Origin of the sequence: Streptomyces griseochromogenes (assembly GCF_001542625.1) — a bacterium.
Taxonomy (GTDB): Bacteria; Actinomycetota; Actinomycetes; order Streptomycetales; family Streptomycetaceae; genus Streptomyces; species Streptomyces griseochromogenes.
On sequence record NZ_CP016279.1, the window covers coordinates 1,967,071 to 1,987,121 of the forward strand.

General features: G+C 70.7%; 21 protein-coding genes and 1 pseudogene. 20 read left to right on the plus strand and 2 right to left on the minus strand.

Going from position 1 to position 20,051, the window contains the following annotated elements:
* The first annotated feature begins 58 nt into the window (after positions 1-58).
* The gene (gene ffh, locus AVL59_RS09080) at positions 59-1,609 is read left to right on the plus strand and encodes a signal recognition particle protein (protein ID WP_067301328.1); all 1,551 of its coding nucleotides are present in this window, start codon (positions 59-61) and stop codon (positions 1,607-1,609) included.
* 94 nt (positions 1,610-1,703) lie between these two features.
* A complete protein-coding gene (gene ftsH / locus AVL59_RS09085; RefSeq protein ID WP_079146589.1) occupies positions 1,704-3,641 on the plus strand; it encodes an ATP-dependent zinc metalloprotease FtsH in 1,938 nt (645 codons plus the stop codon).
* 94 nt (positions 3,642-3,735) lie between these two features.
* Here the strand turns inward: ftsH and AVL59_RS09090 are convergent, their stop codons facing one another.
* Positions 3,736-4,596 (minus strand): SAM-dependent methyltransferase, encoded by an 861-nt coding sequence (locus AVL59_RS09090; protein ID WP_208870338.1) that lies wholly within the window; start codon positions 4,594-4,596, stop codon positions 3,736-3,738.
* 500 nt (positions 4,597-5,096) lie between these two features.
* Between AVL59_RS09090 and AVL59_RS09095 the strand changes: the two genes are divergently transcribed.
* The 17 genes and pseudogenes from AVL59_RS09095 to AVL59_RS09170 all read left to right on the plus strand — a co-directional run bounded on the left by AVL59_RS09095 (position 5,097) and on the right by AVL59_RS09170 (position 18,146).
* Positions 5,097-5,699, plus strand: a complete 603-nt coding sequence (locus AVL59_RS09095) for a hypothetical protein (protein WP_067301333.1) — start codon at positions 5,097-5,099, stop codon at positions 5,697-5,699.
* Between the two features lie 337 nt (positions 5,700-6,036).
* The gene (gene rpsP / locus AVL59_RS09100; RefSeq protein WP_061925778.1) at positions 6,037-6,456 is read left to right on the plus strand and encodes a 30S ribosomal protein S16; all 420 of its coding nucleotides are present in this window, start codon (positions 6,037-6,039) and stop codon (positions 6,454-6,456) included.
* A 5-nt stretch (positions 6,457-6,461) separates the two neighbouring features.
* The gene (locus AVL59_RS09105; RefSeq protein ID WP_003973401.1) at positions 6,462-6,701 is read left to right on the plus strand and encodes an RNA-binding protein; all 240 of its coding nucleotides are present in this window, start codon (positions 6,462-6,464) and stop codon (positions 6,699-6,701) included.
* 82 nt (positions 6,702-6,783) lie between these two features.
* Positions 6,784-7,326, plus strand: a complete 543-nt coding sequence (gene rimM, locus AVL59_RS09110; RefSeq protein ID WP_067301336.1) for a ribosome maturation factor RimM — start codon at positions 6,784-6,786, stop codon at positions 7,324-7,326.
* Positions 7,326-8,159 carry a tRNA (guanosine(37)-N1)-methyltransferase TrmD gene (gene trmD, locus AVL59_RS09115; protein WP_067301340.1) on the plus strand — a complete coding sequence of 278 codons (834 nt, stop codon included), beginning with the start codon at positions 7,326-7,328 and terminating at the stop codon, positions 8,157-8,159. The genes rimM and trmD overlap by 1 nt, the downstream gene beginning before the upstream one ends.
* 135 nt (positions 8,160-8,294) lie before the next feature.
* Positions 8,295-8,645 carry a 50S ribosomal protein L19 gene (gene rplS / locus AVL59_RS09120; protein ID WP_067301343.1) on the plus strand — a complete coding sequence of 117 codons (351 nt, stop codon included), beginning with the start codon at positions 8,295-8,297 and terminating at the stop codon, positions 8,643-8,645.
* Positions 8,646-8,690: 45 nt separating this feature from the next.
* Positions 8,691-9,401, plus strand: coding sequence for a signal peptidase I (gene lepB, locus AVL59_RS09125; protein ID WP_067301346.1), 711 nt, complete (start codon positions 8,691-8,693; stop codon positions 9,399-9,401).
* Positions 9,394-10,482: pseudogene (lepB, locus tag AVL59_RS47605) on the plus strand (signal peptidase I); the annotation flags it as partial. The gene lepB (AVL59_RS09125) and the pseudogene lepB (AVL59_RS47605), both read left to right, overlap by 8 nt.
* The gene (lepB, locus tag AVL59_RS09130; protein ID WP_067301349.1) at positions 10,373-11,362 is read left to right on the plus strand and encodes a signal peptidase I; all 990 of its coding nucleotides are present in this window, start codon (positions 10,373-10,375) and stop codon (positions 11,360-11,362) included. The pseudogene lepB (AVL59_RS47605) and the gene lepB (AVL59_RS09130), both read left to right, overlap by 110 nt.
* 66 nt (positions 11,363-11,428) lie before the next feature.
* Positions 11,429-12,202, plus strand: a complete 774-nt coding sequence (gene lepB, locus AVL59_RS09135; RefSeq protein WP_067301352.1) for a signal peptidase I — start codon at positions 11,429-11,431, stop codon at positions 12,200-12,202.
* On the plus strand, positions 12,192-12,728 hold the full coding sequence (locus AVL59_RS09140) for an NUDIX hydrolase (protein WP_067301355.1): 537 nt from the start codon (positions 12,192-12,194) through the stop codon (positions 12,726-12,728). Before lepB (AVL59_RS09135) ends, AVL59_RS09140 begins: the two co-directional genes overlap by 11 nt.
* A gap of 56 nt (positions 12,729-12,784) precedes the next feature.
* A complete protein-coding gene (locus tag AVL59_RS09145) occupies positions 12,785-13,093 on the plus strand; it encodes a DUF2469 domain-containing protein (RefSeq protein WP_003965949.1) in 309 nt (102 codons plus the stop codon).
* A 115-nt stretch (positions 13,094-13,208) separates the two neighbouring features.
* The gene (locus AVL59_RS09150; RefSeq protein ID WP_067301356.1) at positions 13,209-13,574 is read left to right on the plus strand and encodes a YraN family protein; all 366 of its coding nucleotides are present in this window, start codon (positions 13,209-13,211) and stop codon (positions 13,572-13,574) included.
* Between the two features lies 1 nt (position 13,575).
* Entirely contained in the window at positions 13,576-15,201 is a 1,626-nt protein-coding gene (locus tag AVL59_RS09155) for a YifB family Mg chelatase-like AAA ATPase (RefSeq protein ID WP_067301358.1), read from the plus strand.
* Positions 15,198-16,358 carry a DNA-processing protein DprA gene (dprA, locus tag AVL59_RS09160; protein ID WP_067301361.1) on the plus strand — a complete coding sequence of 387 codons (1,161 nt, stop codon included), beginning with the start codon at positions 15,198-15,200 and terminating at the stop codon, positions 16,356-16,358. Before AVL59_RS09155 ends, dprA begins: the two co-directional genes overlap by 4 nt.
* A 322-nt stretch (positions 16,359-16,680) precedes the next feature.
* A complete protein-coding gene (whiG, locus tag AVL59_RS09165; RefSeq protein WP_030649029.1) occupies positions 16,681-17,523 on the plus strand; it encodes an RNA polymerase sigma factor WhiG in 843 nt (280 codons plus the stop codon).
* A 65-nt stretch (positions 17,524-17,588) separates the two neighbouring features.
* The gene (locus AVL59_RS09170; RefSeq protein ID WP_067301362.1) at positions 17,589-18,146 is read left to right on the plus strand and encodes a TetR/AcrR family transcriptional regulator; all 558 of its coding nucleotides are present in this window, start codon (positions 17,589-17,591) and stop codon (positions 18,144-18,146) included.
* On the opposite strand, the gene AVL59_RS09175 is transcribed toward AVL59_RS09170, so the two are convergent.
* Positions 18,143-18,805, minus strand: a complete 663-nt coding sequence (locus AVL59_RS09175) for a M23 family metallopeptidase (protein WP_079146590.1) — start codon at positions 18,803-18,805, stop codon at positions 18,143-18,145. The two genes, AVL59_RS09170 and AVL59_RS09175, sit on opposite strands and share 4 nt — an antisense overlap.
* 272 nt (positions 18,806-19,077) lie before the next feature.
* On the opposite strand from AVL59_RS09175, the gene rpsB reads away from it, so the two are divergent.
* Positions 19,078-19,995: a 30S ribosomal protein S2 gene (gene rpsB / locus AVL59_RS09180; protein ID WP_067301365.1), complete on the plus strand. Its 918-nt coding sequence runs from the start codon at positions 19,078-19,080 to the stop codon at positions 19,993-19,995.
* The last annotated feature ends 56 nt before the right edge of the window (positions 19,996-20,051 follow it).

The following is a 20,051-nucleotide window of genomic DNA, read 5'->3' on the forward strand; positions in this document are numbered from 1 at the left end:
GGATACCCTGGAGGGCGATTCCCTGAAGCCATCACCGACCCCGAGGACCGCGAGCGCCGTGTTCGACACTCTCTCCGATCGCCTGTCAGCGACTTTCAAGAACCTGCGCGGCAAGGGACGGCTCTCCGAGGCGGACATCGACGCCACCGCACGTGAGATCCGCATCGCGCTCCTCGAAGCGGATGTGGCCCTGCCTGTCGTCCGCACGTTCATCAAGAACGTCAAGGAGCGTGCGCTCGGCGTCGAGGTGTCCAAGGCGCTGAACCCGGCGCAGCAGGTCCTGAAGATCGTCAACGACGAGCTCGTCACCATCCTCGGCGGCGAGACCCGGCGGCTGCGCTTCGCCAAGCAGCCCCCCACCGTGATCATGCTGGCGGGTCTGCAGGGTGCCGGTAAGACCACTCTCGCGGGCAAGCTCGGCCGATGGCTCAAGGAGCAGGGCCACTCGCCGCTGCTGGTCGCCGCCGACCTCCAGCGCCCCAACGCCGTCAACCAGCTGAGCGTCGTCGCCGAGCGCGCCGGTGTCGCCGTCTACGCCCCGGAGCCGGGCAACGGCGTCGGTGACCCGGTCAAGGTCGCCAAGGACTCCATCGACTTCGCGAAGTCCAAGGTCCACGACATCGTGATCGTGGACACCGCCGGCCGCCTGGGCATCGACCAGGAGATGATGCAGCAGGCCGCCGACATCCGTGACGTGGTCTCGCCGGACGAGATCCTCTTCGTCGTCGACGCGATGATCGGTCAGGACGCCGTCAACACGGCCGAGGCCTTCCGCGACGGCGTCGGCTTCGACGGCGTGGTGCTCTCCAAGCTCGACGGTGACGCCCGCGGTGGTGCGGCCCTGTCGATCCGCCAGATCACCGGCAAGCCGATCATGTTCGCGTCGAACGGCGAGAAGCTGGACGACTTCGACGCGTTCCACCCGGACCGGATGGCCTCCCGCATCCTCGACATGGGTGACCTGCTCACCCTGATCGAGCAGGCGGAGAAGACCTTCAGCCAGGAAGAGGCCCAGAAGATGGCCTCGAAGCTGGCGTCCAAGAAGGGCCAGGACTTCACTCTTGACGACTTCCTGTCCCAGATGGAGCAGGTCAGGAAGATGGGCTCCATCTCCAAGCTGCTCGGCATGCTCCCGGGCATGGGCCAGATCAAGGACCAGATCAACAACCTGGACGAGCGGGACGTCGACCGCACCGCCGCGATCATCAAGTCGATGACCCCGGGCGAGCGCCAGGACCCGACGATCATCAACGGCTCGCGTCGCGCCCGTATCGCCAAGGGTTCCGGCGTCGAGGTCAGCGCGGTGAAGAACCTCGTGGAGCGGTTCTTCGAGGCCCGCAAGATGATGTCCCGCATGGCTCAGGGCGGCGGCATGCCCGGTATGCCGGGGATCCCGGGCATGGGCGGCGGCCCCGGCCGGACCAAGAAGCAGCCGAAGAAGGCCAAGGGCAAGCAGCGCTCCGGCAACCCGATGAAGCGCAAGCAGCAGGAGCTGGAGGAGGCGCAGCGCCGCGAGGCGGCCGCGCAGGCCGGCGGCGCCCTCGGGCTGCCGCAGCAGGGCGGCCAGGACTTCGAGCTGCCGGAAGAGTTCAAGAAGTTCATGGGCTGACACCCGCGAAGCGATAGGTCACCGAGGGCGCCTCTCCGTCAGGGAGGCGCCCTCAGCGTGTGCCGTGCGCCGTCATGTGCCGTAACGTCCAGATATGAGCAATGCGCCGCCCCCACGCAAGGCCCCTGACCAGCCGTGGCGCGCCGAGGGCACCCCGGACGAGTCGCCCCCGCGGCCCGGCGGCGGGTTCAGGGGCGGCAAATGGTGGGGCCTGCTCGTCACCGCGGTGGTCGTCTTCCTGCTGGCCTACGTCGGGGTGAACTACCTCGGTCAGGGCAATGAGCCGACGATCTCGTACACGGAGTTCAGCAAGGAGGTCGGCGGCGGCAACGTCGCCAAGATCTACTCCAAGGGCGATGCGATCCAGGGCGAGCTCAAGAGCCCCCGTGCCAACCCCGAGGGCGGCGGCACGTACACCAAGTTCAAGACACAGCGGCCGGCCTTCGCGGACGACAAGCTGTGGCAGAACCTGAGCAGCCACGGGGTCACGGTGACCGCCCGGCCGGTCGTGCAGGAGCGCGGCTTCCTGTCCAACCTGCTGCTCTCCCTGATCCCCATCGTGCTCCTGGTCGCGGTGTGGATCTTCTTCGCGCGACGGTTCGGCGCGGGTCTGGGCGGCGCGGGCGGCATGTTCGGGCGCAAGGCGCCGCCGAAGCCGGTCGGGCTGCGGCCGGGCACCGGACGCACCACGTTCGCGGACGTGGCCGGCATCGACGAGGTCAAGGGCGAACTGGACGACGTCGTCGACTTCCTGGAGCACCCCGACGCCTACCGCAAGATGGGCGCGAAACTCCCGCGCGGGGTGCTGCTGGCAGGGCCGCCCGGCACCGGCAAGACCCTGCTGGCACGGGCGGTGGCGGGCGAGGCCGGCGTGCCGTTCTTCTCCGCCTCGGCGTCCGAGTTCATCGAGATGATCGTCGGCGTCGGCGCCTCCCGGGTCCGCGAGCTGTTCGCCGAGGCGCGCAAGGTGGCGCCGTCGATCATCTTCATCGACGAGATCGACACCATCGGACGGATGCGCGGCGGCGGCGCCTCGGTCAGCGGCCACGACGAGCGCGAGCAGACCCTGAACCAGATCCTCACCGAGATGGACGGCTTCTCGGGCTCCGAGGGCGTGATCGTCATCGCCGCGACGAACCGCGCGGACATCCTGGACCCGGCGCTGACCCGGCCCGGCCGCTTCGACCGGGTGGTGAGCGTGGCCCCGCCGGACCGCGGCGGGCGCGAGTCGATCCTGCGCATCCACACCCGGGAGATCCCGCTCGCCTCCGACGTCGACCTGACCCAGATGGCACGGGTGACCCCGGGCATGACAGGTGCGGATCTGGCCAATCTCGCCAACGAGGCCGCCCTGCTCGCCGTCAAGCGCAAGCAGTCCGAGGTGACCGGCGCGGATCTGTCCGAGGCGCTGGAGAAGGTCCAGCTGGGCGCCGAACGCACCCTGGTGATGCCCGAGGAGGACCGCCGCCGCACCGCGTTCCACGAGAGCGGCCACGCCCTGCTCGGCATGCTCCAGCCCGGCGCCGACCCCGTCCGCAAGATCACCATCGTGCCGCGCGGCCGGGCGCTCGGCGTGACGATGTCCACGCCCGAGGTGGAGCGGTACGCGCACTCGGAGGAGTATCTGCGCGGCCGCATCATCGGCGCCCTGGGCGGCATGGCGGCCGAGGACGTCGTCTACGGAGTCGTCACCACGGGCGCGGAGAACGACCTGGAACAGGTCACCAACATCGCGCGCGGGATGGTGGCCCGCTGGGGCATGAGCGAACGCGTCGGCCGGCTGTCCGCTCTCCCGAGCGACGCCCAGCAGGCGTACGGCCTCTCGGCCGCCCCGCACACCCTCGACGTGATCGACGGTGAGATGCGCCGGATCGTCGACGAGTGCTACGAGGAGGCCTGCCACAAACTCCGCGACCACCGCGGCCGCTTGGACGCCCTGGCCGAGGCACTCCTGGAGAACGAGACCCTGGAGGAGGCGGACGCCTACCGCATCGCGGGCATCACCCGCCTGAGCAAGGACAGCGAGGCGTAGCCGGCGCCCCAAAGGGGCGCGGGGAACCGCGCGACCAGCCACGACGGACCCGCAGGCAGAGCTCCCGCCGAAGTACCGCGCTCCCGGCGGAGCGCTACCGCACGCGGGCGATCAGATAGCGGAACACGTTCGGCATCCACACGGTCCCGTCCGGTCGCCGGTGCGGATGCAGCGCCTCCGTCAGTTCCTTGTCCACCTGCTTGCGGTCGGTCGCCGCGACCGCCGCGTCGAACAGGCCCGTCGACAGCAGGCCGCGCACGGCGCTGTCGAGGCCGGCGTACCCGAACGGACAGGCCACCCGCCCCGAGCCGTCCGGCTTCAGCCCGGCCCGCTGGGCGACCTCCTCCAGGTCGTCACGGCGGGCGGGCCGCCAGCTGCCCGCGCTGCGCAGAGGATCGGCCAGTTTCGTCGCCACCCGCAGGACCGAGGAGGTGGCACAGCGCTCCGGCGGCCCCCAGCCGGCCAGCACCACGGCCGCGCCGCGGCCGGCCAGCGGCAGCGCGTCCGCCAGCAGCTCACCGAGCCCCTCCGCGTCCCCCGCCAGGCAGCCGATCGGCTCGAAGACGGTCACCACGGTGTACGCGGGTGTCCGCGGGTCCGCCGCGTCCGCGGGCGCGCCGTCGACGAGCCTCGCGGCCCCCCGCGCGCGGGGGCCGCGCGCCGGGTCCGGCAGCAGGCGCTCGCGGGCGAGGGCGAGCCGTTCGGGGCAGGCGTCGACACCGGTGACGGCGGCCCCTCTGGAAGCCGCCATCAGCAGGGCCAGACCGGAACCGCAGCGCAGGCCCAGCAACCGGGTGGCCGGGCCCACTTCAAGTCGCTCGCAGACGGCTTCGTAGAGCGGGACCAGCATCCGCTCCTGGATCTCGGACCAGTCACGCGCGCGTGCGTACTGGTCCACGCGGACCGGTACGGAACCCGCGTGAGACAGGTGTTCCCGCACGAGCGTAGGTGTCATAGGTAAGCGCCCCAATCCGCCGACTGTTCGTCGCTGTGCCCGATTGCGTGGCCCCCGTGCCGTGCGCTCGCACCATCCACGTATGTCAGGTAACTCCCGGCTCGCGGTGCCGTCCAGGGGTCGTGGGGCCCGGCTTGGGGGCGGCACACCACTGTGGCGAGATTTCACATCCACGCAACCTCGGGGACGTTCCGGTGCCGGGGTGCTAGCGGGCACCCGGTAACGTCGCCGTCGTCGCGGGCGCTGAGTGATACAGAGGCCCGATCCACGAGAGCGGCCGAAAGGCCTCTTGTGTCGTCCGTCGCCCTCAGCCGCAGCGGGAGCGTACGCCGGACCGTACGTCAGACTACGCACCGGCTTGGTATGAGCTGTGAGGCTTCTCCGCAGATCAGCGCACCCGCCCTCGTCAGGACGCATCAGTGGCAACTGACGGGTACGTGCAAATTATTTGGGATGCCCCGGAATAGGAACACAGCGGCACCCCCGCTCGTTGTCATTACGTGAGCACGACACAGACACCACCTGTTCTCGCCGCAGAGCTGGCGCAGGCGTGGGCCGACATTCAGCGGTACCACCCCGAGCTGCCGGACCTTGCCGCGCCAGAGTCCCTGATCGGGGAGTCGTCGTCCGCGTGCGGTCACGAACTCTCCTTCGAGCGACTGCTCCATGAGGCAGTCCACGGCATCGCCGCCGCCCGCGGCGTACGAGACACGTCCCGGGCGGGCCGTTACCACAACCGCAGATTCCTCGCGATCGCCGAGGAGCTGGGCCTGGACCACCCCGAGGAGCCGCATCCCAGCAGCGGTTTCTCGCTGGTCACGCTCAACCCCGAGGCCAAGCGGCGCTACCGCCCGACGATCGAGCGGCTCCAGCGCGCCCTGAAGGCCCACACGGTGGCCACCTCCGCCGACACCTCGCGCACCTTCCGCGGCCCGGCCGCCCGGCACGGCTCCTCCGGCGGCGGCGTCCGCGTGAAGGCGGTCTGCGACTGCGGCCGCAACGTCCGGGTGGTCCCGTCGGTCCTGGCCCAGGCTCCCATCGTGTGCGGCGGCTGCGGCAAGCCGTTCCGCATCCCGGAGGTCGTGGGAGCGGTGGCGAGCTAGCACTACGGCTGCTCGTGGCAGCCGTAGTGCTACGCACGCCGTGCCGCAGGCGACCGCCGGCGGCACCTGGTCGTCGTCCCGCGGGCGACCGCGGGCCGCAGCGCACCCGACGTGACCTCACCTCCACGCCGGGTGCCCCACCGGCCTGCCCGGGCGCGGTCGACCCCCTCGGCCGGAAGTGACCCGCGGGGTGTGGCACAATGGCTAGCTGTACTCGACAGCCGCACAGGACCCCTCTCTCCTCCGGCTGACGCGTCCATCGGGCACTCGGGTACCGCAACCCCACGCGGCATTCTCGCCGTGCCCAACCACGTCAAATCCAGGAGAATCCACTCCCGTGGCAGTCAAGATCAAGCTGAAGCGTCTGGGCAAGATCCGTTCGCCTCACTACCGCATCGTCGTCGCCGACTCCCGTACCCGCCGTGACGGCCGGGCCATCGAGGAGATCGGCAAGTACCACCCGACCTACAACCCGTCGGTCATCGAGGTGGACGCCGAGCGCGTGGCGTACTGGCTGGGTGTCGGCGCGCAGCCGACCGAGCCCGTCCTCGCCATCCTGAAGAAGACCGGCGACTGGCAGAAGTTCAAGGGCGAGCCGGCTCCCGCGCCGCTGCTCGTCGCCGAGCCGAAGGCCACGCGTCCGTCGTTCGAGGCGCTCGGCGGTGACGACGAGGGCAAGGGTGAGGCGATCACCCAGAAGAAGAAGGCTGAGAAGAAGGACGAGGCTGCGGCTGAGTCCGAGTCGACCGAGGCCTGAGCAGCATGCTCGAAGAGGCGCTTGAGCACCTCGTGAAGGGCATCGTCGACAACCCTGACGATGTGCAGGTCGCCTCGCGCAACCTGCGCCGCGGGCGCGTGCTGGAGGTCCGGGTCCACCCCGACGACCTCGGCAAGGTGATCGGCCGCAACGGCCGTACCGCGCGCGCTCTGCGCACCGTCGTGGGCGCCATCGGCGGCCGCGGTGTCCGCGTCGACCTCGTCGACGTGGACCACGTCCGCTGACGCTTCATCGCAACCGGCTCGGGCCGGGGAGGGCCACTGGGCCGTCCCCGGCCCGCAGTCGTATGACAGGAGATCTGTACACGTGCAGCTGGTAGTCGCACGGATCGGCCGTGCCCATGGCATCAAGGGCGAGGTCACCGTCGAGGTACGTACGGACGAGCCCGAGCTCAGGCTCGCGCCGGGCGCCGTCCTGGCCACCGACCCGGCCTCGACCGGGCCGCTCACCATCGCCACCGGCCGCGTGCACAGCGGCCGCCTGCTCCTGCGCTTCGAGGGTGTCGGCGACCGCAACGGCGCCGAGGCCCTGCGCAACACCCTGCTGATCGCCGAGATCGACCCCGAGGAGCTTCCCGAGGGCGAGGACGAGTACTACGACCATCAGCTCATCGACCTCGACGTGGTCACCGAGGACGGCACGGAGGTCGGCCGGATCACGGAGATCTCGCACCTGCCCTCCCAGGACCTGTTCATCGTGGAGCGCCCGGACGGCAGCGAGGTGATGATCCCCTTCGTGGAGGAGATCGTCACCGAGATCGACCTGGAGGAGCAGAGGGCGGTCATCACGCCTCCGCCGGGTCTGATCGACGACCGTGCGGTGATCGACTCGAACCGGGAAGAGTCCTGATGCGCCTCGACGTCGTCACGATCTTCCCCGAGTACCTGGACCCGCTGAACGTCTCCCTGGTCGGCAAGGCACGCGCGCGTGGGCAGCTCGACGTCCATGTGCACGATCTGCGGTCCTGGACGTACGACCGTCACAACACGGTCGACGACACGCCGTACGGCGGCGGCCCCGGCATGGTCATGAAGACCGAGCCCTGGGGCGACGCCCTGGACTCCGCCCTCGCCGACGGCTACGAGACCGGCGCCCGGGCCCCCGCGCTGATCGTCCCCACCCCGAGCGGCCGCCCCTTCACCCAGGAACTGGCCGTCGAACTCTCCGAGCGCCCCTGGCTGATCTTCACGCCGGCCCGCTACGAGGGCATCGACCGGCGCGTCATCGACGAGTACGCCACCCGGATGCCGGTGTACGAGGTGTCCATCGGCGACTACGTCCTGGCCGGCGGCGAGGCGGCCGTCCTGGTGATCACGGAAGCCGTCGCCCGGCTGCTGCCCGGAGTCCTCGGCAACGCGGAGTCCCACCGGGACGACTCCTTCGCGCCCGGCGCGATGGCGAACCTCCTGGAAGGCCCCGTCTACACCAAGCCGCCCCTGTGGCGCGGCCGGGACATCCCGGACGTGCTGCTCAGCGGCCACCACGGCAAGATCGCCCGCTGGCGCCGCGACGAGGCCCTGAGGCGTACGACGGCCAACCGGCCCGACCTGATCGAGCGCTGCGACCCCAAGGCCTTCGACAAGAAGGACCGCGAGATGCTCTCCATCCTGGGCTGGGCCCCGGACCCGGCGGGCGAGCCGCACGGCCGATTTTGGCGCAGGACCGAGGCCGTGGAAGAATAGGACGCTGCTGTGCGCCCGTCCGGCGAGCGCCCCTGCCACAGGGGGACACGACGCCCGCGCCGACCCGTGCGGCAGACCTCTTGTACACCTAGTTCCCGTTGATGACCTGTGGCATCAGCGAAGAAAGCAGACGAAATGTCTCACCTGCTCGACTCCGTCGACGCCTCGTCGCTGCGCAGCGACATCCCGGCCTTCCGCCCGGGTGACACCGTCAACGTCCACGTCCGCGTCATCGAGGGCAACCGCTCCCGTGTGCAGCAGTTCAAGGGCGTTGTGATCCGCCGCCAGGGCTCCGGTGTCCGCGAGACCTTCACGGTCCGCAAGGTCTCGTTCTCCGTCGGCGTCGAGCGCACCTTCCCGGTGCACACCCCGATCGTCGAGAAGATCGAGCTGGTCACCAAGGGCGACGTGCGCCGCGCCAAGCTGTACTACCTCCGTGACCTGCGCGGCAAGGCCGCGAAGATCAAGGAGAAGCGCGAGAACTGAGCGCTTTCCCGGAGTCACAGCGGGGCCGGATAGCATCTGGCCTCGATGGACACCGAAGCACAGCCGACGGAACGCGACCGCTCCTCCCGCCCCGGTACTCCGGGGGTGGAGGGCCGGTCGCGTTTCGCGTTGGTGTCGCGGATCACCGAGTGGCTGCCGGGCGGCAGGATCACCCTCACCCTCTTCGTCTGCCTGGCGTTTTTGCTGCTCCTCAACGCTTTCGTGGCGCAACCGTTCCAGATTCCGAGCGGATCCATGGAGCAGGGATTGAGGATCGGCGACCGCGTTCTCGTAAATAAGTTGGCGTACCGTTTCGGTGCCCAGCCGCGCCGCGGCGACGTGGTTGTCTTCGACGGGACCGGGTATTTCGGGGACGCCGACTACATCAAGCGTGTTGTAGGGGTGGGGGGAGACCGCGTGGTCTGCTGCGACAAGGAGGGGAGGCTCAAGGTGAACGGCCGGCCGGTCGACGAGACGACGTTCCTCTATCCCGGGGACACCCCGTCCAGCGTCCCCTTCGACGTCGTCGTACCCGCGGGCCGCCTGTTCGTCCTCGGAGACCACCGCAGCGACTCCAGCGACTCCCGTGATCACCTGGGCTCGCCCGGCGGCGGCATGATCCCGGTCGGCGACGTCATCGGCCGGGCCGACTGGATCGCCTGGCCGTACGCCCACTGGACGCACCTGACGCGGCCCTCCGCCTACGCGCGCGTACCGGCGGCGGGGCACTTGGCGGGAGCGGGCGCGCATGGGTAACCGCGGCAAGCCGCGCGGAGTGCCGAGCACGCCCGCGGAGAACCTGCTGCCCACCGGCTCCCGCCGCACCTCCGTGCCGGGCGGTGGCCGCACGCGCGCGGAGCGGCGCAAGCTCCAGCGCAAGGTGAAGCGCAAGCGCAGGCGCTCGGCCGTCCGGGAGATCCCTCTGCTGATCGGTGTCGCCGTCCTCATAGCGCTGGTCCTGAAGACGTTCCTCGTCCAGGCGTTCGTGATCCCGTCGGGCTCCATGGAGCAGACGATCCGGATCGGCGACCGCGTCCTGGTCGACAAGTTCACCCCGTGGTTCGGCTCCAAGCCGCAGCGCGGGGACGTCGTCGTCTTCCACGACCCGGGCGGCTGGCTGGGCGACGAGCAGACCGCCAAGAAGGACGACCCGGTCGGCGTCAAACAGCTCAAGGAAGGCCTCAGCTTCATCGGCCTGCTGCCCTCCGACAACGAGAAGGACCTGATCAAGCGGGTCATCGGAGTCGGCGGGGACCACGTCAAATGCTGTGACGCACAGGGCCGGGTCACCGTCAACGGCGTGCCGCTGACCGAGGGGGACTACCTGTATCCGGGGAACTCCCCGTCCTCGACCCCCTTCGACATCACCGTGCCCAAGGGGCGCCTGTGGGTGATGGGCGACCACCGGGACGACTCCGCGGACTCCCGGGCCCACCAGAACACCCCGTACGGCGGAACGGTCTCCGAGCGCTCCGTGGTCGGCCGGGCCATGGCCATCGGCTGGCCCCTCGGCCACTGGACCAGCCTCGACGAACCTAAAACCTTCGCAGGCGTCGCCAACTCCGTGTCGGGGTCGACCGCGGCCCCTCGGGCGTCGCATAGGGTTGCCTCCGACGATCCGAACGGAATGACCCGACTCCCGACCCCTGCGGAACTCCCGCTCGTTATGGGAGTGGTGGGCCTGCACCGTGTCCGGCGCAGGCGGCGGCAGAGAGTAAGGAGTTGGCGTGGGGGATGTGGCGGTTGGCGCACGGTCGGGACACGACGGCGAGGAGCACCGCGGGCACCCCGTGGACCCGAGCGGTCCCGCTCCGGACGGCGCCGTGATGTCCGGGAACTCCGATTTCTCGGCGGCCGGAGACGAGAATCCGCAGGACGAGCAGGGCCCCCGGGCCGAGGACGAGACCACGGACCGGGCGGCCGGCCGGCCGAGCAAGCCGCGCTCCTTCTGGAAGGAGCTGCCGATCCTGGTCGGCATCGCGCTGGTCCTGGCGCTGCTGATCAAGACGTTCCTGGTACAGGCGTTCTCGATTCCGTCGGACTCGATGCAGAACACCCTCCAGCAGGGTGACCGCGTCCTGGTCGACAAGCTCACCCCGTGGTTCGGCTCCGAGCCCGAGCGCGGCGAGGTCGTCGTCTTCCACGACCCGGACGACTGGCTGAGGGACGAGCCGACGCCGACCCCGAACCCGGTGCAGAAGGTGCTCAGCTGGATCGGCCTGATGCCGTCCGCCGAGGAGAAGGACCTGATCAAGCGGGTGATCGGCGTCGGCGGCGACACGGTCCAGTGCAAGGGCACCGGCCCGCTCACCGTCAACGGCAAGGCGCTGAACGAGCCGTACGTCTACCCCGGCAACACTCCGTGCAGCCAGGACGACCAGGGCGGCACGTTCAAGGTGAAGGTGCCCAAGGGCTACATCTGGGTGATGGGCGACCACCGCCAGAACTCCCGTGACTCCCGCTACAACCAGTCCGACAAGCACCACGGCATGGTCCCCGTCGACAAGGTCGTCGGCCGCGCCATCGTGAAGGCCTGGCCGATCAACCGCTGGGGCACGCTGCCGGTCCCGGACACCTTCGGCCAGGGCCTCGACCAGAAGTCCTCCGCCGCCGCGTCCCTGACGGTCGCCCCCGAGGGCGTCGCCGTCGCGGCGGTGCTGCCGGTGGCGGTGTGGCGGCGCAGGCGGACGGACCACGCGGAGCCCAAGAAGCGGTAAGCAGTGGCCCGGGCCGCTGAACAGGGGGCTCCCCCTGTCCGGTACCGCCGGGTAGGGTGCGGGTCCATGGGTGAGAGCACGACGCGTACGGCCCCGCACAGCGCGGGCGCGGGCACGGCACAGGCCGGCGGCGGCCGGGTCGGACAGCGGTTGTCCGGGCTGGCCGTGGCGCTGGGTCTGGTCCTGTTCCTCGGCGGATTCGTGTGGGGAGCGGTGGTCTACCGGCCGTACACCGTGCCCACCAGCTCGATGACCCCGACGATCGACGCGGGCGACCGGGTACTGGCGCAGCGCGTCGACGGCGACGAGGTCAAGCGCGGCGACGTCGTCGTCTTCCGCGACAAGAGCTGGGTCACCAACGCCAACGTGGTCAAGCGGGTCGTCGCGGTCGGCGGCGACACCGTCTCCTGCTGCACGGACGGCAAGCTCACCGTCAACGGCAAGCAGATCGACGAGCCGTACCTGCCCGCGGGCAGCCTGGCCGAGATCAAGAACTTCCCGACCGTCACCGTCCCCCAGGGCCGGCTCTTCCTCCTCGGCGACGAGCGCCAGGGCTCCCTGGACTCGACCGCCCACCTCACCGACGCCGCCGGCGGCACCGTGTCCCGTAACGCCGTCTCCGCCCGTGTCGACGCCGTCGTCTGGCCCATGAACGGCATGCTCAAGCGCCCCACCGGCTTCGAGGCCCTGGGCGCCCTCTCCCGGCCGGGCCCGCTCACGATCATCGAGCTGACGGTCGTCGCCGGCGCCGTCCTGGTCCTCGGCGGTGGCGCGTACGGCCCGATCGCGAAGCGGCTGGGCCGCTCCCGCACCCGTCCGGAGCCCGCCGGTGCACGCTGAGACGCCCGCCGGGACCGCGCGGACGGGCGAGGACACCTACGAGGGCGGCCTGCGCAAAGTGGCCCGGGTGGTCCTGCTCGACCCCGAGGACCGCATCCTCCTCCTGCACGGCCACGAGCCGGACGATCCGGCCGACGACTGGTGGTTCACCCCCGGAGGCGGCCTGGAGGGCACCGAGACCCGCGAGGAGGCCGCGCTCAGGGAACTCGCCGAGGAGACCGGCATCACCGACGTCGAACTCGGCCCCGTGCTGTGGCGCCGGCGCTGCTCCTTCCCGTTCGCCGGCCGCCGCTGGGACCAGGACGAGTGGTACTACCTGGCCCGTACGACCCAGACGGCGACCCGGGCCCAGGGCCTGACGGATCTTGAGCGGCGCAGTGTCGCCGGAGCACGGTGGTGGACGTGTCGGGAACTGACCCGGGCGCATGAGACGGTGTATCCGACCAGACTCGCCGAGCTGCTGCACACGCTGCTCGACGAAGGTCCCCCCGCCAGGCCCGTGACCCTGGACACGGAAATCGTCTGAGGGCTCGTCGGACTGGCGCACAATGGTGGGATCGCACGGCTGAAGGGGAACATGCCATGAGCGCCGAGGACCTCGAAAAGTACGAGACCGAGATGGAGCTGAAGCTCTACCGGGAGTACCGAGACGTCGTCGGTCTGTTCAAATACGTGATCGAGACCGAGCGGCGCTTCTACCTCACCAACGACTACGAGATGCAGGTGCACTCGGTCCAGGGCGAGGTGTTCTTCGAGGTGTCCATGGCGGATGCCTGGGTCTGGGACATGTACCGGCCGGCCCGTTTCGTGAAGCAGGTTCGGGTCCTCACGTTCAAGGACGTGAACATCGAGGAGCTGAACAAGAGCGACCTGGAACTTCCGGGCGGCTGATGACCGGCGTTGTCCCCTTTCGGGTGACGGGGATTTCCACAACCGCCAAGTAACTCACCAAGATCCACTTCTTCTCGCGTGATGCGTGACGGTTGGCGCCGGAGGTGGTGCCGACATGAGCAAGGCACGCAGTGGACTGGGCAGGTACGGCGAGGATCTGGCCGCGCGCCGGCTGGCCGAGGCCGGTATGACGATCCTGGAGCGCAACTGGCGCTGCGGACGGTCGGGCGAGATCGACATCGTGGCCCGGGACGGGGGCACGCTGGTCGTCTGTGAGGTGAAGACCCGCAGGGGCGGCGCGTTCCAGCACCCGATGGCCGCCGTCACGCCCGAGAAGGCACAGCGCCTGCTGACCCTCGCCGAACGCTGGATCCAGACCCACGGAGGGGCCCCGCCGGGAGGCGTCCGCATCGACCTGATCGGCGTCCTCCTGCCCCGCCGCGGCGCCCCGGCCGTCGAGCACGCGCGGGGGGTGGTCTGAGATGGGATTCGCCCGTACATGCTCGGTGGCCCTGGTCGGCGTCGAGGGAGTGGTCGTCGAGGTCCAGGCCGACCTGGAACCCGGAGTGGCCGCCTTCACCCTGGTGGGCCTCCCGGACAAGAGCCTGACGGAAAGCCGCGACCGGGTGCGGGCGGCGGTGGTGAACTCGGGTGCCGCGTGGCCGCAGAAGAAGCTCACCGTCGGTCTCAGCCCCGCCTCGGTGCCCAAGGCAGGCTCTGGCTTCGACCTGGCCGTCGCCTGCGCGGTGCTCGGTGCGGCGGAGCGGATCGATCCCCGGGTCCTGGCCGACATCGTCATGATCGGAGAACTCGGACTGGACGGCCGTGTCCGGCCGGTACGGGGCATCCTGCCGGCGGTGCTGGCCGCTGCCGACGCCGGCTATGAACAGGTGGTCGTACCGGAGTGCGCCGCCGCCGAGGCCTCGCTCGTCCCCGGTGTGTCGGTGCTCGGCATCCGCAGCCTGCGGCAGCTGATCGCCGTCCTGACCGACGAACCCGTACCCGAGGAGGAGCCGGACGATCAGGGACGCCCGGATCCTCTCCTGGCCGGTCTGCGCATCCCGGGCACGGGCGCGGCCACCGGCATGCACAGCGTCGGCGCCGCACAGCACGACCAGGGCCACGATCTGGCCGATGTCGTGGGCCAGACCTCGGCGCGGACGGCCGTGGAGGTGGCCGCGGCCGGCGGGCACCACCTGTTCCTCGAAGGCCCGCCGGGCGTGGGCAAGACCATGCTCGCCGAGCGGCTGCCCGCCGTGCTTCCCCGGCTCACCCGGGAGGAGTCGCTGGAGGTCACGGCGGTCCACTCGGTGGCCGGACTGCTGCCGCCGGGCAAGCCGCTCATCGATGTCGCGCCGTACTGCGCCCCGCACCACTCGGCCACGATGCAGTCACTCGTCGGCGGCGGCCCGGGCTTCGCGCGGCCCGGTGCCGTGTCCCTGGCCCACCGTGGTGTCCTCTTTCTCGACGAGGCGCCCGAGTTTCGCAGCCAGGCCCTGGACGCCCTGCGGCAGCCTCTGGAGTCCGGACACGTGGTGATCGCGCGCAGTGCGGGCGTGGTCCGGTTCCCGGCCAGGTTCCAGATGGTCCTGGCGGCGAACCCCTGCCCCTGCGGGCGTTTCTCGCAACGGGACGCCCTGTGCGACTGCCCGCCGTCGGCGATCCGTCGCTACCAGGCCCGGCTGTCCGGCCCGCTGCTGGACCGGGTCGACCTGCGGGTCGAGGTCGACCCGGTGACCCGCGCCCAGCTCACCCGGCCCGGTGCCCGGGGCGAGTCCACCGCGACCGTCGCCGACCGTGTCAGGGCAGCCCGGGAGCGGGCGGCCGCCCGTCTCGACAGGACCCCCTGGCGTACCAGCAGTGAGGTGCCCGGACGGGAGCTGCGGAGCCGTTTCCAGCCGGTCGCCGGGGCGATGGACGAGGCCGAACGGAACCTCGAGCGGGGGGTGCTCACGGCTCGCGGGATCGACCGGGTCCTGCGCGTCGCCTGGACGGTCGCGGACCTCGTCGGCCACGACCGGCCGGACGCCACCGACGTCTGCCTCGCCCTGCAACTGCGCACCGGAGTCCCCCGGGGCGTGCCCATGGCCATCGGGGCTCTGCCGTGACCGGAGAGGACGACACGGTCGAGGAACTGGTCGGGCGGGTGTTTCTTGCCCGGGTTGTCGAGCCGGGGGATGAGGTCGGGGGGCGGTGGTTGCGGGAGTTCGGGGTGAGGGAGGTGGTGCGTCGGCTGCGCGGGGGCGCGGAGCCGCTGCCGGGGGTCAGCGGGACGCGGTGGGCCGGGCTGGTGGCAAGGGCCGGGCGGGCCGAGCCGGAGCGGGATCTCCGGGTCGCGCGGGCCGCCGGGATGCGGTTCGTGTGTCCGGGGGACGCGGAGTGGCCGAGGCAGCTCGACGACCTGGGAGACGGCCGGCCGACGGGGCTGTGGGTGCGCGGAGTGCCCAGCCTGCGGATGTGGGCGCTCAGATCCGTGGCCGTCGTGGGCGCCCGTGCCTGCACCGAATACGGCGCCCATACGGCCGGCTCCCTCGCCTCGGGGCTCGCCGAGCGGGGGTGGGTCGTCGTGTCAGGGGGTGCGTACGGCATCGACGGGGCCGCCCATCGCGGCGCCCTCGCCGCCGGCGGAGCCACCGTCGCCGTCCTGGCCTGCGGCGTCGACCGGCCCTATCCCCGCGGCCACACCGCGCTGATCAACCGGATCGCCGCACAGGGGCTGGTGGTCGGCGAACTGCCGCCGGGCGATCACCCCACACCGAGCCGCTTCATCCTCCGCAACCGGGTGATCGCCGCGCTCACCCGGGGCACCGTCGTCGTGGAGGCCGCCTGCCGCAGCGGCTCGCTGGTCACCGCGCGGGCCGCCCAGCGCCTCGGCAGGTTCACGATGGGTGTACCCGGGCCGGTCACCAGCTCGCTCTCCGGCGGTGTGCACGAACTGCTGCGCGGCGAGGCGGCCCTCGTCACCGACGCCGCGGAAGTGATCGAACTCGTGGGCGACATGGGTGAGCTGGCCCCACCCCGACGGGGCCCCGTCCTCCCGCGTGACCTGCTGGAACCCGCCGCTCGGGCCGTCCTGGCCGCGCTGCCCGGCAACCGCGCGGCATCCGCCGGGGAGATCGCGCGCGGCGCCCGCACCACGCCGGACGAGGCGATCGCGAGGCTGTACGAACTCCGAGCACTTGGTTACGTCGAACGACACGGCGATGGCTGGAAGTTGACACGCCAGGCGATGATCTCCGTCCGGAGCGGTCGCAGTCCATCCTGACCGAGCGTGTTCGGCCGTCCGGGGGAAGCCCCTACACCCTTGGGGTTTCCCGGAGTTGGTGCCTTCGGCCGGTCACACAGAGCGAGCTACCCGGCGCGGCGGTGCGGACCGGGAGGGGGCCCCGCGCACGGGTGGAGCCTCGCTGTTCGCACACCGCGACTCCTCAGTCACGCTACGCTCACGAAGGCCGGGGCGCAGACCGCGCCAACTCGACACCAGACCGACAGCTCACCCAGGTGGCCCACTTCCCCCCACGACGACCCACCTCCGCTCACTTACCTCACCTCGCAGCACTTCACGGCAGAACGACACAAGGCGACGAATGCCCCAGCACACCTCCGGGTCCGACCGGGCGGCGATCCCCCCAGCCGCCCGCGACGGTGGCAGCGTGCGGCCGCCCGCTCCCTCGACGCTCGACGAACTGTGGCGGTCGTACAAGGCGACGGGGGACGACCGGCTGCGGGAGCAGCTGATCCTGCACTACTCGCCGCTCGTCAAGTACGTGGCGGGCCGGGTCAGCGTCGGTCTGCCGCCCAACGTGGAGCAGGCCGACTTCGTCTCCTCGGGGGTGTTCGGGCTGATCGACGCGATCGAGAAGTTCGACATCGACCGTGAGATCAAGTTCGAGACGTACGCGATCACCCGGATCCGGGGCGCGATGATCGACGAGCTGCGGGCGCTGGACTGGATCCCCCGGTCAGTCCGGCAGAAGGCGCGCAATGTCGAGCGGGCCTACGCCACGCTGGAGGCGCGGCTGCGGCGCACCCCGACCGAAGGCGAGGTCGCCGCCGAGCTGGGCATGGAGGTCGACGAACTGCACGCCGTGTTCAGCCAGTTGTCGCTGGCCAACGTGGTGGCCCTGGAGGAGCTGCTGCACGTCGGCGGCGAGGGCGGGGACCGGCTCAGCCTCATGGACACGTTGGAGGACACCGCCGCCGACAATCCGGTGGAGGTGGCCGAGGACCGGGAGCTGAGGCGGTTCCTGGCCCGGGCGATCAACACGCTGCCCGAGCGGGAGAAGACCGTCGTCACGCTCTACTACTACGAGGGGCTCACCCTCGCGGAGATCGGCAACGTGCTCGGGGTCACCGAGAGCCGGGTCAGCCAGATCCACACCAAGTCGGTGCTGCAGTTGCGGGCGAAGCTGGCGAGCTTCGGGCGCTGAGTCGCTCCCGTTCCCGGGGGTGCGTCCGTAAAGTGGTTGACGTGCCAAGGATTCGAGCGGCCTCCGTGGCCGAGCACCGGTCGATGCAGCGAGCCGCCCTGCTGGACGCGGCCCGGACCCTGCTGTCCGAGGGCGGGACGGAGGCGCTGACCTTTCCCGCGCTGGCCGAGCGCACGGGGCTGGCGCGGTCGTCCGTGTACGAGTACTTCCGCTCGCGGGCCGCCGTGGTCGAAGAGCTGTGCGAGGTCGACTTCCCCGTGTGGGCGGCGGAGGTCGCGGCGGCGATGGAGCGGGCGCCGTCGGCCGAGGGCAAGGTCGAGGCGTATGTCCGGCAGCAGCTGGCGCTGGTCGGGGACGGGCGGCACCGGGCCGTGGTGGCGATCTCGGCGAGTGAGCTGGATGCGGGGGCGCGGGAGAAGATCCGGGCCGCGCACGGTGGGCTGGTCGCGATGGTCGTCGAGGCGCTGGGGGAGATGGGACACGGGCAGCCCCGGCTGGCCGCGATGCTGCTGCAGGGGGTTGTGGATGCGGCTGTGCGGCGGATCGAGCTGGGGGCGGCGGAGGATCCTTCTTCGATCACGGATGCCGCTGTGGCCATGGCGCTGCGGGGTGTGAAGGGCTAGGTCGGCCGGTGCCGGGCGGGGGTGGGGGCGCTTTCCCCCGCTTGCGCAGCCGCACGGGCCGGCGCCTGCCCGCGGTCAGGCAGGTACCGGTACCCCAGCACCGGCAGCAGTCTCGACGGCCCCCTCCGCAGCAGCCACGGTGGCAGCAGGGACAACGGGTCCAGGTACGTCTTGTCTCTGAGCAGGCCCCAGTGCACGCACGTGGCCGCACCGCAGTGGGAACCGGTCGGCTCCACCGTGCCCACCGTCTCGCCGGCCCTCACCCGATCGCCCTTCTTCACCGAGGGGCTCACGGGCTCGTACGTCGTCCGCAGCCCCGTGCCCGTCAGTTCCATCGACAGCACGCCTCGTCCCGCCACCCGGCCCGCGAACGTCACCCGGCCGGCCGCAACCGCGCGTACCGGAGTGCCCGCGGGCGCGCCCAGGTCCACGCCGCGGTGGCCGGGACCGTACACCGTCGCCGGGGGCTCGAAGCCCCGTAGCACCGTCGGCCGTACGCCCACCGGCCAGGTGCCGGCGATGGCCGGAATCCGGTCCTCGGGGGGTGGCGCCGGTGCCGGAGCGGATGTGTCCGCCCAGGCCAGGGGGGCCAGTACCGTCACCGCCGCGGCCAGCGGCCAAGCCGCCGCCAGGGCCACGCATCGCCTCACTCGTCGCATGCGGGAACCCTCCCGCACCCCCTCGGATCATGGCAGGGATCTGTGGACTACTCACCGGTTGTGGAGAGCGGCGTCACCCGGTGCTCCGCCGGTCCCGTACACTTCTTCTGGCGATCCGGGTCACCGGGTCGACTTCGCACGCCCCGACATCTGGTGATCACAAGCCAGTGTCAGCGCCCCTCGGTCCTTCGTGGCACGGCGCATCGCGGGCGTCAGGCGCGGAAGCCGTCCGGCATCCGCGGCACAACCGAGAGTTTCAAGGAGATACGGCCATGGCCGTCGTCACGATGCGGGAGCTGCTGGAAAGCGGCGTCCACTTCGGTCACCAGACCCGTCGCTGGAACCCGAAGATGAAGCGCTTCATCTTCACCGAGCGCAACGGCATCTACATCATCGACCTGCTCCAGTCGCTGTCGTACATCGACCGCGCCTACGAGTTCGTCAAGGAGACCGTCGCCCACGGCGGCACGGTCATGTTCGTCGGCACGAAGAAGCAGGCGCAGGAGGCCATCGCCGAGCAGGCCACCCGCGTCGGCATGCCCTACGTCAACCAGCGCTGGCTGGGCGGCATGCTCACCAACTTCTCGACCGTCTACAAGCGTCTGCAGCGCCTCAAGGAGCTCGAGCAGATCGACTTCGAGGACGTCGCCGCGTCCGGTCTGACCAAGAAGGAGCTTCTCGTGCTCTCGCGCGAGAAGGCCAAGCTGGAGAAGACCCTCGGTGGTATCCGCGAGATGCAGAAGGTGCCCAGCGCCGTCTGGATCGTGGACACCAAGAAGGAGCACATCGCCGTTGGTGAGGCCCGGAAGCTGAACATTCCGGTCGTCGCGATCCTCGACACCAACTGCGACCCCGACGAGGTCGACTACAAGATCCCGGGCAACGACGACGCGATCCGCTCCGTCACCCTGCTCACCCGCGTGATCGCCGACGCGGTCGCCGAGGGCCTCATCTCCCGCTCCCGTGTCGCCACCGGTGACAAGGGCGAGAAGGCCGCGGGCGAGCCGCTGGCCGAGTGGGAGCGCGACCTGCTCGAGGGCGAGAAGAAGGACGAGGCCCCTGCTGCCGAGGCCCCTGCTGCCGAGGCCCCCGCGGCCGAGGCTCCTGCTGCCGAGGCCCCCGCGGCCGAGGCCGCTCCCGCCGAGGCTGCGGCCGAGGGCGAGAAGGCCGCCGAGGGCGAGCAGGCCTGACGTCAGCGTCGACGGCGGGGGCGGGTGACATGAAGTCCGCCCCCGCTGTTCACCCG